13 protein-coding genes are annotated in these 13,707 nt (G+C 67.9%); 6 read left to right on the top strand and 7 right to left on the bottom strand.

The window, feature by feature from the left end:
* Positions 1–33 precede the first annotated feature (33 nt).
* The 3 genes from murD to ACVWZN_RS07070 are packed head-to-tail and all read right to left on the bottom strand — an operon-like array spanning position 34 to position 5,378.
* Entirely contained in the window at positions 34–1,452 is a 1,419-nt protein-coding gene (gene murD / locus ACVWZN_RS07060) for a UDP-N-acetylmuramoyl-L-alanine--D-glutamate ligase (RefSeq protein WP_456953192.1), read from the bottom strand.
* Entirely contained in the window at positions 1,433–2,791 is a 1,359-nt protein-coding gene (gene murL / locus ACVWZN_RS07065) for a UDP-N-acetyl-alpha-D-muramoyl-L-alanyl-L-glutamate epimerase (protein ID WP_456953193.1), read from the bottom strand. The genes murD and murL overlap by 20 nt, the downstream gene beginning before the upstream one ends.
* Positions 2,784–5,378: a bifunctional aspartate kinase/diaminopimelate decarboxylase gene (locus tag ACVWZN_RS07070; protein WP_456953194.1), complete on the bottom strand. Its 2,595-nt coding sequence runs from the start codon at positions 5,376–5,378 to the stop codon at positions 2,784–2,786. Before ACVWZN_RS07070 ends, murL begins: the two co-directional genes overlap by 8 nt.
* A gap of 166 nt (positions 5,379–5,544) precedes the next feature.
* Between ACVWZN_RS07070 and ACVWZN_RS07075 the strand changes: the two genes are divergently transcribed.
* Positions 5,545–6,405: a PhzF family phenazine biosynthesis protein gene (locus ACVWZN_RS07075; RefSeq protein WP_456953195.1), complete on the top strand. Its 861-nt coding sequence runs from the start codon at positions 5,545–5,547 to the stop codon at positions 6,403–6,405.
* A gap of 17 nt (positions 6,406–6,422) precedes the next feature.
* Positions 6,423–7,298, top strand: coding sequence for a PhzF family phenazine biosynthesis protein (locus tag ACVWZN_RS07080; protein WP_456953196.1), 876 nt, complete (start codon positions 6,423–6,425; stop codon positions 7,296–7,298).
* 3 nt (positions 7,299–7,301) lie between these two features.
* Here ACVWZN_RS07080 and ACVWZN_RS07085 read toward each other — a convergent pair whose 3' ends face one another.
* Together ACVWZN_RS07085 and ACVWZN_RS07090 are read right to left on the bottom strand one after the other, a co-directional pair.
* Complete coding sequence (locus tag ACVWZN_RS07085; protein WP_456953197.1) at positions 7,302–7,598, bottom strand: hypothetical protein; 297 nt, start codon at positions 7,596–7,598, stop codon at positions 7,302–7,304.
* 3 nt (positions 7,599–7,601) lie between these two features.
* Positions 7,602–8,030 (bottom strand): OsmC family protein, encoded by a 429-nt coding sequence (locus ACVWZN_RS07090; RefSeq protein WP_456953198.1) that lies wholly within the window; start codon positions 8,028–8,030, stop codon positions 7,602–7,604.
* Between the two features lie 292 nt (positions 8,031–8,322).
* Between ACVWZN_RS07090 and fusA the strand changes: the two genes are divergently transcribed.
* Complete coding sequence (gene fusA, locus ACVWZN_RS07095; protein WP_456953199.1) at positions 8,323–10,365, top strand: elongation factor G; 2,043 nt, start codon at positions 8,323–8,325, stop codon at positions 10,363–10,365.
* Between the two features lie 63 nt (positions 10,366–10,428).
* Here fusA and ACVWZN_RS07100 read toward each other — a convergent pair whose 3' ends face one another.
* On the bottom strand, positions 10,429–11,139 hold the full coding sequence (locus ACVWZN_RS07100) for a glycine zipper 2TM domain-containing protein (RefSeq protein ID WP_456953200.1): 711 nt from the start codon (positions 11,137–11,139) through the stop codon (positions 10,429–10,431).
* Between the two features lie 117 nt (positions 11,140–11,256).
* Positions 11,257–11,724: a CHRD domain-containing protein gene (locus ACVWZN_RS07105; protein WP_456953201.1), complete on the bottom strand. Its 468-nt coding sequence runs from the start codon at positions 11,722–11,724 to the stop codon at positions 11,257–11,259.
* Positions 11,725–11,821: 97 nt separating this feature from the next.
* Here ACVWZN_RS07105 and ACVWZN_RS07110 point away from each other — a divergent pair, with 97 nt between their 5' ends.
* The 3 genes from ACVWZN_RS07110 to ACVWZN_RS07120 all read left to right on the top strand — a co-directional run bounded on the left by ACVWZN_RS07110 (position 11,822) and on the right by ACVWZN_RS07120 (position 13,707).
* On the top strand, positions 11,822–12,355 hold the full coding sequence (locus ACVWZN_RS07110; protein ID WP_456953202.1) for a hypothetical protein: 534 nt from the start codon (positions 11,822–11,824) through the stop codon (positions 12,353–12,355).
* A gap of 61 nt (positions 12,356–12,416) precedes the next feature.
* Positions 12,417–12,980 (top strand): DUF1439 domain-containing protein, encoded by a 564-nt coding sequence (locus tag ACVWZN_RS07115; protein WP_456953203.1) that lies wholly within the window; start codon positions 12,417–12,419, stop codon positions 12,978–12,980.
* Positions 12,981–13,245: 265 nt separating this feature from the next.
* Positions 13,246–13,707, top strand: coding sequence for a hypothetical protein (locus ACVWZN_RS07120; protein ID WP_456953204.1), 462 nt, complete (start codon positions 13,246–13,248; stop codon positions 13,705–13,707).

A 13,707-nucleotide genomic window follows, 5' to 3' on the forward strand; every position in this document is an offset into this window, starting at 1 on the left:
GGCGCGAGGTTAACGCGTCCGCGTGACGATGCGTCAGGCGATCCCGAGCCCCGGAATCGCGCTGATCGTGTCGGGGTCGAAGGCCGCCTTGCGTGCGAAATCGCGGCCGCGATCCACGTAGTCGCGCCAGACGCCGAAGCTCGGCGCGCCCGGGGACAGAAGGATGACCGGCGACGTCGCACCCGCCAGTTCGAGTGCCTGACGAGCCTGCGCCATCGCATCAGACAGATCGCTGGCGGCGCGCAGATCGAAACCAATTTGCTCCGCGATTGGCTCGAGCAACATATGGATGCGCGGACCGTTCGCCCCCGACGTCACGATCGCCTTCGGCGCACGTGTCCGCATCGACGCCGCGAAGTCCGACCAGTCGAGCCCGCGGTCGTGACCGCCGACCAGTACGGCAACGTCACGATCCGCGAAGCATTCGAGCGCCGCCAGCGTCGCGTGCGGTGTCGTGCTGATCGAATCGTTGACGTAGGTGATGCCGTCACGCTCGCCGAGCGTCTGCAGGCGGTTCGGCAGCGGGCGGAAATCGAATGCAGTTTTCGCGAGCGGCGCCGCATCGATGCCTAGCGCCTCGATCGCCGTCAGCACGGCCGCGAGGTTGCCGCGGTTGTGGCGTCCCGGCAGCGGAAGGCCGCGGGTGTCCATCACCGCTTCGTCGCCGCGATAAAGCATGTCGTCGCGCAGGTGCCAGCCGCGCTCGTCGCCGAACCAGCGGACGTCGATGTCGGACGGAAGCTTCAGCTTCGAAAGGATCGGGTCTGCCGCATTGAGCACCGCGATGCGCGGCCGGGCGTCGGTCACCAATCGCAGCTTGTCGGCGATGTAGCGCTCGTGCGAGCCGTGCCAGTCGAGGTGTTCGGGGAACAGGTTGAGGACCAGCGCCACTTCCGGTCGTGCGCCGCTCGCCGCGACGTCACCTGTCTGGTAACTCGACAGCTCGATCGCCCAGAAGTCCGGTGCCGGCTCGGGGTCGAGCACTTCGAGCAACGGCAGCCCGATGTTGCCGACGAGCGCGGTGCGACGGCCCGCGCTGCGCAGCAGATGCGCGAGCAGCGACGTCGTGGTGCTTTTGCCCTTGGTGCCGGTCACGCAGACGGTATTCGCGACGATGTCGTCGTCGCCCGCGTTTTCGCCGAACCACAGTGACGTGCCGCCGATCAGTGATGCGCCGGCTTCGCGTGCGGCGGTAGCAGCCTCGCCATACGGACTGATGCCGGGTGATTTGACGACGATGTCGAACGCGGCGAGTGAAGCGCCGTCGACCTGCGTCGCTATCGCGAGATTCGCGTCCTGCAGCGACCCAGCATCGATGGCCTCATCCGCGGAACAGAACAGCGTCAGCGGGAGCGACGACAATCGCGAACGAATTGCGCGATACGCGGCGCGGCCTTCGCGGCCCCATCCCCAGAGCGCAACGCGGCGCCCGTCAAGCTGCGAAATGCGCACGCAGGCGGGCCCAGAGCGCGTCGCGAATGCCGTGTTCGCCGTCGATGGTCAGCAGCGATTCGACGGCCGGCACGCCATCGAGTTGCGGCAGGATCTCGCGCGCGAAACGTTCGACGATCGCGTCCTCGCGCCATTCTGGACGCTGTGCGAGCGCAGCCATCGCGGCGCGCGATTCCTGCCCTTCGCCCACGCATTCGAACGGCTTGTGGTCGCGGTATTCGAGCAGCGCGTCGAAGCCGCCGGTCTGCGAAGGTTCGTCCAGCAAGTTGCGCCCGAAGATGCCAACCAGGCGCGGCTTGCTCATGAACGGCGCCAGCGCGAGGAATACGAAATGGCACTTCGGGCAGATGCCACACCAGCGTTGCGCGGGGCGTTCGCCGAGGATGTGAAAATTGCGGTTGCAGCTGGAGAAATGCTGGTCGTAGCGATCGCTCCTGGCGAACTGACGCGCGACCGCGAGTTCACTCAGCGGGCGCAGCAGCGAGTAGTAGCGAAGATCGGCCGCGATGTGCGAACGCAGGTGCGCGGCGAAATCGCGTTCGAACTGCCAACCCTTCGACCACTGGTGATTCACCTCGCCCGTGCCTTCGATCATCGAACCGTAGCTGGCCGAGCGTTCGTTGGAGAACACAACCTGGTCGACGCCGAGCACGAGCGCGGCGAGCGCAAGGATGGCCGAGTTCACCGCAGTCACCGGGATATGCCCGTTCCACGCGCCAGTGCGGTTGTACTCGAACAATTGCGGCGCGAGCTGGCGCCCGATGTTGAGCGTCGGCAGACCGGTGCGCTCGGCGCACGCGGCGATGAGCTGCGAGCCGCCGATCCACGTCACCGTCTGCGCGACGCCCGCCATGCGCAGCGACTCGATGCTGACGAGCGAGTCCTTGCCGCCGCCGATCGCGGTCAGCGCGTGTTCGCGCAGGGCGAGTGTCGGCGCATTGGCCGACGACGTTGCACTCACGGGAAAACGGATCGTGCCGCGCAGCGTTAACCCGTTGCGATACGCGAACTCGCCGAGTCCATTCTCGTAGACCTCGGTCAGCAGCGCGGCGGTGGCGGCATCGATGTCGTAGCTGTCGATGCGAATCTCTTTCGGCACCGACGCCTTGTAGTAGCTGACGCCGGCGACCAGGTGCAGCAGTTGCACCGCGCGCTGCACGGCGTCGCCGCGCGCAGCATCCAGCGTGAACGGCGCGCCCGGAATCGTGACAGTTTCGACGAGTTCCGGACCGTCATCGAAGGCATACACCAGCGACGCCACGCCCGTCGACGCGTCGAAGTCGCAGCGGACAAAGCGGAACGCCTGGATCACGTCGCGCGAGAAGCGCCAATCAGTCATCGAGAATGTCCTCGGCCGGCAGCGGCCGCAGGTTGTAGGTGTTCGCCATCGCCATGCCGTAGGCGCCGGCGTCGGCGATCAGCACGACGTCGCCCTCGCCCGTCGCGGCCGGCATGCGTCGACCGCGGCCGAGCACGTCGCCGCTTTCGCAGATCGGGCCCACGACGTCGAACGTGTCGAGCGACGTATCGTCGATGCGCGTAAGGTTGTGGATGCCGTGGTAGGCGTCGTACATCGCGGGGCGTGCCAGCGCGTTCATGCCGGCGTCGAGACCGATGCGGCGGATGCCGTCCTTCTCGATCACCTGCGTCACGTGCAGCAGCAGTGCGCCGGCTTCGGCGACGAGGAAGCGGCCCGGCTCGATCGCGAGGCGATAACGCGGATACGCAGCCTTGATGTCGCGCACGCCCTGGCGCCATGTGTCGAGATCGAACGGCCGCGCATCCGGCGTGTACGGAACGGGGAAGCCACCGCCAATGTCGATGGTGTCGACCGTCTCGCTCGAATCCGCCAGCGCGGCGAGCGTGCCGTAGACCTCGCGCCAATGCGCCGGATCGTCGATGCCGCTGCCGAGGTGCGCATGAAGCCCGGTGACGCGAAGGCCGAGCTTGCGCGCCTCGCTCATGAACGCATCGAAGCGCGCGATCGGCAGTCCGAACTTCGCTTCCGCGCCGCCAGTACGCACCTTTTCGTGATGTCCATCGCCGTGGCCGAGGTCGAGTCGCAGCCATGCATTGCGACCGCGCACCACCTCTGGCCAGCGCTGCAGCATCTCGACGTTGTCGAGCGTGACGTTGATGCCGGTGGCGAACGCCGCTTCGTATTCGCGACGTGGCGCGAAGCTGGGCGTGAACAGGATGCGCGATGGATCGACCGCCGGCAGCGTCGCACGTACGTGGTCGACCTCGGCCATCGATACGCATTCGAAGCCGAAGCCCACCGCTTCGAGCGCGCGCAGGATTTCGGGGTGCGCATTCGCCTTCAGCGCGTAGAAGCCGCAGTCGACCGGCCCACCGTCGAGCAACGAACGCGCACGTTCGCGCACGGTCGGCAGGTGGTAGACGTAGCGCGGCGTCTCGCCGTCGGCGCGTGCGAGCAGTGCATCGCGACGCGTGATCCACCACGGCGTCGCGCGTTGCGGTCGACCGTGCACCACATCGCGCCACGCTGGACCGAACACGCTCTCGTCCAGCACCGGCATCGCGCCGCCGCGCACGAGTTCGGCATGCAGCGTCGGCAGCAGGCCCTCGGCGTCGGCTTCGTCTACGACGAACGTCAGGTTGAGATCGTTCGACGACTGCGAAATGAGATGCACGCGCTCGCGGCCGAACGTCGCCCATACATCCGACAGCTTGTGCAGCAGCGAGCGCATGCCGCGGCCGACCAGCGTGATCGCCGCGCACGGCGCGATCACCTTGACGCGGCAGACCTCGGCGAGGTCTTCGCTCAACGCGCTCAGCACGTTGGTGGTGACGAGGTTCTCGCTGGGATCGAGCGACACGGTGACGTTGGTTTCGGACGAACCGATCAGGTCGATCGACAGACCGTGCTTCTTGAAGCGCTCGAACACGTCGGCCAGGAAGCCGACCTGCTGCCACATGCCGACCGATTCCATCGACACCAGCACGATGCCGTTGCGTCGGCTGATCGCCTTGACACCCGGCACCGTCGCGGCGGTCGCGTCGATGCGCGTGCCCGGCAGATCGGGGCGCTCGGTGTCGAGGATCGCCATCGGCACGTTGGCGTCGCGGCACGGGCCGATCGAGCGCGGGTGCAGCACCTTCGCGCCGGTGGTCGCGATTTCCTGCGCTTCCGCGTAGTCAAGGCGGGCAAGCAGGCGCGCATCAGGCACTTCACGCGGGTTCGCGCTGAACATGCCGGGCACGTCGGTCCAGATTTCGACGCGAGCGGCGCCGAGCAGCGCACCGAAGTAGGCGGCGGATGTGTCGGAACCCCCACGACCGAGGATCGCGGTGCCGCCGTCGGCGTGACGCGCGATGAAGCCCTGCGTCAGCACGATGGACGTCGGCTGCGTGGTGAAACGATCGGCAAGGTCGCGATCGGTGCGGTGATGGCAATTCACCGACAGTCGACCGGCCCAATCACTCTGGTTCGGCAACGCGACACCGTTGAGCCATTCACGCGCATCGCACCAGCCGATATCAAGACCCTGCGACTTCAGGTACGCGACGCCGAGCGTCGACGACAGCAGTTCGCCCTGCCCCAGCACTTCGGCCTGCCAGTCGAGCCGGCGTTCGCTTGCGCGTGCGTCCACCGCGAGTGCCTGCAACGCAGCGAGACGCTCGCCGAGCACGGCGTCCGCATCCAGCCCGAGTTCCGCGCAGAACTCGCGATGACGCGTGACCAGCGCGGCGACCTTCGCATCCGTCGCCTCGCCGGCGCCCGCATTCGCGATCGCCTGCAACTCGTTGGTGACGCCCGACAGCGCGGACACCACCACCAGCACGCGTGCGTTCTCGTCCTGCGCACGTTTGGCCGCGAGTCGTCCGATGGTGTCCCAACGGGTCCGGCGCGACACGGATGTGCCACCGAACTTGAGTACGACCCAGCGCGTCGAAGCGGTCACGAGGTTTCCTGGAGGAGCCGTGCGGCACAGGCCGCGGGGCGAGGATGGGAGCACGCACCGCCGTCCGGGGCGAATGACGCGTACTCATGAGAACGCGCGATTTTATGCGATGACGGGCGCCGCGCGGCCCGCCACAATGCGGTCCCCACGTCCGCCGTCGAAAACCATGACGCAGCGCCGCTTCCTCCAGCTCGATGTCTTCGCCGACCGCCCGGGCGCGGGCAATCCCCTCGCCGTCGTGATCGATGCCGAGGGCCTCGATACCGCCGCGATGCAGGCATTCGCCAACTGGACCAATCTGTCCGAGACGATCTTCCTGCTTCCGCCCGGGGATGGTGCGGACTATCGGGTCCGCATTTTCACGCCGCGGCAGGAGTTGCCGTTCGCAGGGCATCCGAGCGTTGGTGCGGCTTGGGCGGCGGTCGAAAGCGAACTTGTGGCGCCCGGCGCGACGTCGCTGGTGCAGGACTGCGCGGCGGGTCGGCTGCCGGTCGAGGTGTCGGCGGATCGTGCGATCCGCGTGCGTGCGCCCAAGGCGCGACGGGTTGCGGCGCCGGCGAATTCGGAGGCTCGCCTCACCGCCGCGCTGCATGGTGTCGAACGCGGCACGCTGCCGGCGGCGCTCTGGAACAACGGGCCGAGCTGGTGGCTGGTCGAGCTTCGTGACGAATCCGCCGTGCGCGGTCTCGTTCCCGACCTCGCCGCAATCACCGTGCTCACGGCGGACGCCGCGGTCGGCCTCGCCGTCTTCGCGAAGGCGAACGCAGGTTCGGACTACGACGTCGTCGTTCGTGCGTTCTGCCCGGCCGACGGCATTCCCGAAGATCCGGTCACCGGCAGCGCGAACGCGGCGATAGGCGAAGCACTTTCCGAAGCCGGACGCATCGCACGCGGCGGCCGCTACGTCGCCAGCCAGGGCCGCGAAGTCGGCCGCGATGGTCGCGTCGACGTACAGGTGGACTACGACGGCGAAGTCTGGATCGGCGGTCGCGTGCAGGCCGTGGTGCGCGGCACCGTCACGTGGTGAGCGGTATTCCGGGCGCCATGAAAAAACACTACGTGCAGCTCGACGTGTTCGCCGATCGCCCAGGCGCCGGTAATCCGCTCGCGGTCATTCCCGATGCGGACGGGCTCGACGACGACACCATGCAGGCCATCGCGCGCTGGACGCGCCTGCCGGAAACGACGTTCGTCTTCCCGCCGACGTCGCCCGAGGCGAGCTATCGCATCCGCATCTTCAGCCCGCGACGCGAGGTGCCGTTCGCAGGACATCCGAGCGTCGGTACCGCAAGTGTGGTGCTGGATTCGGGACTCGCGACGCCGCGCGATGGCCTGCTCGTGCAGGAAGGCATTGCGGGATTGCTGCCGTTGCGTGTGGACGGCGAAGGTGCAGCGCGCACGATCGCGGTGCGTACACCGCGTGCGCGGCTTGTCGAGCAAGTGCAGGCGAACGATGCACGCATCGTCCGCGCGATCGCGGGCATGCGTCTGGGCGCATTGCCGCCGGCGCTGATGGATGGCGGTCGACGCTGGTGGCTGGTCGAACTCGAAAGCGAAGCCGCGTTGCGCAAGCTCGAGCCCGCATGGGGCGCGATCTCGCAACTCGCCACGCGCACCGAAAGCATGGGCGTCTGCGCGTTCGCGCGTTCCCACAACGGCGCGGACTACGACCTCGTCGTGCGCGCCTTCGTCGGTGCGACCGCGCAGTTCGAAGATGCCGCGTCGGGTGCAGCGAACGCGACGCTCGCCGCGTGGCTCGCGCAGAACGATCGCCTGCCCGGACGCGACGGTCGCTACGTCGTGAGCCAGGGCCGCGAGGTCGGTTTCGACGCGCGGCTGCAGTTGCACGTGGACGACGCAGGCGACGTCTGGTCCGGCGGGCATGTGCGCACCGTGGTGACCGGCAAGATCGACTGGTGAGGCTCAGCGCGGCGCGGCGCGCTCCCCGATCCACAACGCTTCCCACCACGCGCGGCTGATGCGCGACAGCCGACTCGCGCCATCGAGATAGTCGCTGGCGCGGTAGGCCTCGAGCGCGGCATCGAGTTCGGGCAGCGACGCACGCACGGCAGGCGCGTTGTACCCGTCATCGCCCGCGCGGATCGCATCGCACATGCGCGCCAGCTCCGTCTTCAGCTCACCCGTGTAGGTCAGCGCAGCGCATTCCACCAGCCATGCGAGATGGTCGATCGCCACCAGCATCGGGCGCGCCTGCGGCATGCGTCAGGACTGCACGTCCAGCGAGATCGGTACGGACGCCAGCGCCTTCGAGATCGGGCAGTTCGCCTTCGCGTCCTCGGCGTTACGACGGAACTCGTCGGGCGACAGGCCCGGCGCCTCGCCACGTACGGTGAGCTTGATCTGCGAGATGTGCGGCCCGCCGTCCATCGACAGTTCAACGTCCGCTCGCGCGTCGATGAAGCTCGGCGGATGACCCGCTTCGGTCAGCTTGGCCGACAGCGCCATCGCGAAGCAGCCGGCGTGCGCGGCCGCGATGAGTTCTTCCGGATTCGCGCCCTTCTCGTCGCCGAAGCGCGTGTTGAAGCCGTAGCGGGTGTCGCTGAAGACGCCACTCTGCGGCGTGTTCAAGCGGCCGATGCCGGACTTGAGATCGCCTTCCCAGCGAGCGTTAGCGTGACGGGTGATGGCCATCGGTTCGACTCCTGAACAGGGAACGCGCACGGTACGTGGCTCGCGCTAAGTCGTCGTGAGCGGCCGTAGCGCGTGCTGTTGCAGCGCAACGCGACGGCCCGGGATCGTCGCGCTATCGTGGACCCAGCCCCGCCATGACGGCCCGCCCAGCATCGCTGTGGCGTGCTGCGCGGACAGCCATGACGGCGCATCGCCGGACCGCCCCGCGGCCCGCGTTGCGGCCGGGCATGACGCCGACATCGACGCCCTCGCCCGGACGGCCGCTCCCCTCCCCCCACAGGAGCTTCCGGTCATGGCTTACAGCACAGAACAGATCCGCAACGTGGCCCTCGCAGGCCACCCCGGCGCCGGCAAGACCACGCTTTTCGAAGCCCTGCTGCATGCCGGCGGCGCGATCCAGGCGGCAGGCAGCATCGAGCGCGGCAGCACCGTGTCGGACTTCGACCCGGTCGAAAAACAGCGCGGCCATTCGCTCGACGTCGGCATCGCAAGCACCGACCACGCTGGGATCCACGTCAATCTCATCGACACGCCGGGGTACCCCGACTTCCGCGGACCCGCCCTTTCCGCGCTCGCGGCGGTCGAAACCGTCGCGATCGTGGTGGCATGCGATGCGGGCGTCGAATACGGCGCCCGTCGCATGATGGAGTACGCGAAAACACGCGGGCTTTGCCGCGCGATCGTGGTCAACAAGATCGACCACGGCAGCGACTGCGGCGCAGTGCTCGACGCGCTGCGCGAAACCTTCGGCAATGAATGCCTGCCGCTGAACCTGCCTGCGAACGGCGGAACGTCGGTCGTCGATTGCTTCGGCGCATCGACCGGCGAAAGCGATCTCGGGCCGGTCGCCGACTGGCACCAGAAGATCATCGACCAGGTGGTCGAGATCAACGAGACGGTGATGGAGCATTACCTCGATCTCGGGGAGGACGGGCTCTCGGGCGACGAACTGCACGATGCGTTCGAGCAATGCCTGCGCGACGGCCACCTCGTGCCGGTGGTGTTCTGCTCGGCGCGCAGCGGCGTCGGCGTGCGTGAACTGCTCGACGTCGCTGAACGGTTGTTCCCGCATCCGGGTGAAGCGAATCCGCCGGCATTCGTCAAAGGCAGCGGCGACGACGCGCAGGCGATCGAAGCGCAGCCCGACGCGAGTGCGCACGTCATCGCCGACGTCTTCAAGATCGTCAACGATCCATTCGTCGGCAAGCTCGGCGTGTTCCGCGTCTACCAGGGCACGGTGAAGAAGGACACGCAGCTGTTCGTCGACGACGGCAAGAAACCGTTCCGCGTCGGCCACCTGTTCAAGCTGCGCGGCAAGGAACACATCGAAGTCGACCAGGCGATTCCGGGCGACATCGCGGCGGTCGCGAAGGTCGAAGAACTGCATTTCGACGCCGTGCTGCACGACAGCCACGATGAGGACCAGATCCACCTCGCGCCGCTGGCGTTTCCGAAGCCGATGTTCGGCCTCGCCGTCGAGGCATCGAGCAAAGGCCACGAACAGAAGCTCGCGACCGCGCTGCACAAACTTGCCGAGGAAGATCCCTGCTTCCAGGTCGAGCACACGGCGGAAACGAACGAGACCATCGTGCGCGGTCTTTCGGACCTGCACCTTCGGGTGAACATCGATCGTTTGAAGGAGCGCTACGGCGTCGAGGTGGCATCGCGGCCGCCGCGCATCGCGTATCGCGAAACCGTGTCGGCGAAAGCCGAAGGTCATCATCGCCACAAGAAGCAGACCGGCGGCGCGGGCCAGTTCGGCGAAGTCTTCCTGCGCATCGAGCCGCTCGATCGCGGCCGTGGCTTCGAGTTCGCGGACGAGGTGAAAGGCGGCACGATCCCGGGCCAATTCATACCGGCGGTCGAAAAAGGCGTGCGTCAGGCATTGGCGGCCGGAGCGCTCGCCGGCTATCCGCTGCAGGACGTGCGCGTCGTCGTGTACGACGGCAAGCACCACGCGGTCGACAGCAAGGAAGTCGCGTTCGTCACCGCGGGCAAGCGCGCGTTCGTCGACGCGGTGCTCAAGGCGCGGCCGCAGGTGCTGGAACCGATCGTCGACCTGGAGGTCGTGGCGCCGGAAGCGAACATGGGCGACGTCAGCGGCAATCTCGCCGGCAAGCGTGCGCGGATCCTCGGCACCGATAGCACGCGCGGGGAAGTGATCGTCAAGGCACAGGTGCCGCTTTCGGAACTCGAAGGTTTCGCGGCGGAGTTGAAGTCGATCACCGCGGGCCGCGGGCGTTACTCGATGGACTTCAGCCACTACGAGCCGGTGCCGTCGAACGTGCAGCAGAAGCTCGCGGAGAGCTACCGGCCGAAGATCGAGGAAGACTGAGCGCACCGCAACGAAAAGGGCCGGCAATTAGCCGGCCCTTCGATACATCACGACGTCCAACGATTACTCGGGGCGCACGTCGACGCGGACGCGGATGCGGCTGCCCGGGTCGTACGCGGTGCGCGTCGTGTACTGACGTCCGCCGTATTCGTACGTGACGTCGTAACCCTGCACGTTGCGACCGCTTTCGTACGCACCCGCCTGCATCGGGTCGCAGGTCACCACGCGGCCAACGCGCGGCGGTTGCTGCACGCGATGCGAGTTGTCGTAGATCTGCTTGCCGGCCATGCCGCCGACCATCGAGCCGATCGCGGAGGTCGCATAACGCGCGCTGCCGCCGCCGACCTGGCTGCCGACCACCGCACCGACGATGCCACCGATCACCGTCGCAGCGGTGCTGCCGCCCTGCGTGGGCTGGCGAACCGGACGGCCGTAGCGATCGGTGTACTGGCCGTTGTACGCATCGTTGTAGCCGCCGTCCGCATAGCCGTCGCCGTTGCGATCGTAGCCGCCGTTGTACGGATCATTGCCATAGCCGTCGGCGTAGGTGCGGCTTTCAGTGCAGCGCTGGCCGCCGGTGCTCGCCGCGTAGCTGCCGCGCGAGTCGTAGATCGGGTTCGTGCGGATGACCCGGGCGTAGTCGTAGTAGCCGCCCTGGGACGCGGGAACGCTCGACGGATACGACGACGGATAAGAGGAGTACTGCTGCGCCGACGCCGCGCCCGCGGTGGCGGTCAAGGCAAGCGCGAGGACGGTGGCGGTGACGTGCTTCATCAAGGAGCTCCCACGCCGGGATGGCGCAGTCGCATCCTCGGGTCGGGGCTCTCAACGCATCCTGAACTGGGCGGGCCGAGCGTTAACCGCTCAGCGCGCGTTTACGCGGCGTCGACATCAGGGCCCGCTGGTGGCCGAGCCCAACGTCCGTGGCTGCACCGACAACTCGGCGCGCATGAAGCCATCAGGATGCTCGTTCGTGCGCAACACGAGGTAGCCCGCACCGTCGCGAATCTGCTGCGCGATTGCGGGCGTCACCGACGCCGTGCCGCCGATGATGCGTGCCTCGTCGCCGTCCGCCGTGACATCCAGCCGCGCGACCTGCCCCGTGCTTTCGCCTGACGTGCCGGTGTGCAACGTCACCGACGTCGCGCGCTCGGTGAGCCCGGAGACGACCATGTCGACGCGCACGTTGTTGTTGTCGTCGATCGTGGCGCGCGCTTCGCCGCTCGGCGGGCGGACGTCCGCTTCCGGCGCACGCACGGGTGCGAAACGCCCCTGCAGGTGCGCAGGCTGCGCGAATGCAGCCAGCGGGACGATCGAGAAAAGAGTGGAGAGGGCGAGGACGGCGATTGACTGGCGCATGGCGGCGGTTCCGGGTCGGACGCTTCCGGATAGGGCGTCGCGCGCCATGGGGATGTGAAAGTCCGCATGATGGACGCCGGCCTTGAGGAGGTTTCCGATGAAGCGTTGGTGGCTGGTTCCGATAGCGGTGGTCGCGGCCCTGATCGCCATCCGCGCCTGCGGACGATCGACTCGCGTGGAGCCCGCGCATGGCGTGTCGTCGGCGTCGCTCGAGCCGTCAAGGCGTTCGCAGTCTGGCACGCCTCTCGCGGTGCAAGGGCCAAGCAGCGCAGCCGTCGATATCGAGCAGCTCATCGCCGCGGGCAACGTGGTGCATGGCTATCTGCAGTCGCTGGCGCAGGACAGGGTCGCCGACGCCGACGCCGCCTGGCGCGCGGGACGACACCCCGGGCGCAACGACGAAGGCGGGCTGCGCAGCGTGCTGCCTGCACGCGAGACACAGATCCGCACGCTCGAGCCCGTGCCGCTCGACGGCGTGACCTTGCATCGCATCCGGGTGCCCGTCCGACTGCGGCTGTCCGGCGCTGACGGCGTGCTGCATGTGTTCGAAGGCGATTACACGGTCGAGCGCGCGTCCGACGCCGCGCCCTGGCAGATCGCCGCCGCCGAGGTGCATGCGCGCCTCGACTGACACCGACCCGGCGTTCACCCACCACGTCGGAAGGTTCATCGGTCCTCCGTGGAGTCCGCCGATGCGCCGTGCCCTTCCCGCCCTCGCCTTCGCTGCGTCCGCCGCGCTGTTCCTGACCACGGCGTGCTCGACGGTGGGCGCGCTGATCGGTTCGGAGACGCTGAAGTTCTCGCAGCAGGAGATCCAGCAGAAGCTGGTGCGTAAATTCCCGCGCGACTACGACAAGCTCGGGGGGCTGGTCACGCTGACGCTGATGAATCCACGGCTGTCGATTCCGCCGGGCGATCGCCGCCTGCGTGTCGATTTCGACGTCGCGGCGGGCGCGCTGGGTCATTCAAGCCGCACGCCCAACGGTTCGTTCACGCTGACGAGTTCGCTGCGCTACGATCCGGCGACGCGCGGCCTGCATCTGTTCGAGCCGCGCATCGAGAGCGTCGATGTCGCCTCGCTCGGTGGTCGCATGGGCGACACGCTGCGCGGCGCGCTCAACGACTGGCTGTCGGACTGGGCGCAGAAGGAACCCGTCTACCAGTTCGACGATTCGCTGATCGGCCGCCTTGGTGCGCGCCGCGTCGAAGGGACGAAGATCCAAGATGGGCAGGTGGTGGTCCAACTCGGCGAGTGATCGCCCGACGATGCGCATCGCATGCGCATTGCTTCTTTCCGTGACGCTGGCGGCGTGCGGGCACGATGCCGCATCGAGCAATGGCACGACGGTCCCGGCGGCCACGGACGACGACACTCCGTCGGGCACGCTTCCGACGCCGGAAGCCTCACCTGGCAGCGCGGTCACGGGAATGCCAACGCAACCACCTCCGCCGCCGAGCGCGGAGGCCGTGGCCGCAGCTGCTTCCGCGGCAGCAAGTCCGCCCGCTGCCCCCGCGGATGCGGTGACCGACACCGACGCGCTTCCTGCACCGGTCGACGCCACTGCAGCCACCGACACCAGCACGCCACCGGTAGCGACGCCTGCTCCCGACTCGACCGCGCCGTCGCCCGCGCCAGCGCCAGCGCCAGCGCCGGTCAGCAGCGTCGACGCGAACGCGGCCGCAGCCGTCATCAACCAGTACATGGCCGCGCTGGGAGCCAATGCGCCCGCGCGCGCACAAGGCCTGTGGTCGACCACACCGAATGATTCTGCGGTGCTGCAGCTCGCACGCGGCACGACGTTCAACGTCGGTGTCGGCGCGCCGGCGGCGGATGCCGGCGGACACGTCACGGTGCCGGTCGACGTGCGCGGCAAAGCGGACGACGGCAGCGATCGCCACGTGCAGGTCACCTACACGCTGCAGCGCACGCAGGGCGGCCCGTGGCGGATCCTCGCCGCAAACGTGCACGACGCGGCACCCTGA

The organism is Lysobacter sp. HA35 (assembly GCF_054061195.1).

Coding starts and splice junctions, on each gene's coding strand:
- murL (WP_456953193.1), bottom strand. CDS start 2,791: ATGACTGATTGGCGCTTCTCGCGCGACGTGATCCAGGCGTTCCGCTTT.
- ACVWZN_RS07075 (WP_456953195.1), top strand. CDS start 5,545: ATGACGCAGCGCCGCTTCCTCCAGCTCGATGTCTTCGCCGACCGCCCG.
- ACVWZN_RS07080 (WP_456953196.1), top strand. CDS start 6,423: ATGAAAAAACACTACGTGCAGCTCGACGTGTTCGCCGATCGCCCAGGC.
- ACVWZN_RS07085 (WP_456953197.1), bottom strand. CDS start 7,598: ATGCCGCAGGCGCGCCCGATGCTGGTGGCGATCGACCATCTCGCATGG.
- ACVWZN_RS07090 (WP_456953198.1), bottom strand. CDS start 8,030: ATGGCCATCACCCGTCACGCTAACGCTCGCTGGGAAGGCGATCTCAAG.
- fusA (WP_456953199.1), top strand. CDS start 8,323: ATGGCTTACAGCACAGAACAGATCCGCAACGTGGCCCTCGCAGGCCAC.
- ACVWZN_RS07100 (WP_456953200.1), bottom strand. CDS start 11,139: ATGAAGCACGTCACCGCCACCGTCCTCGCGCTTGCCTTGACCGCCACC.
- ACVWZN_RS07105 (WP_456953201.1), bottom strand. CDS start 11,724: ATGCGCCAGTCAATCGCCGTCCTCGCCCTCTCCACTCTTTTCTCGATC.
- ACVWZN_RS07110 (WP_456953202.1), top strand. CDS start 11,822: ATGAAGCGTTGGTGGCTGGTTCCGATAGCGGTGGTCGCGGCCCTGATC.
- ACVWZN_RS07115 (WP_456953203.1), top strand. CDS start 12,417: ATGCGCCGTGCCCTTCCCGCCCTCGCCTTCGCTGCGTCCGCCGCGCTG.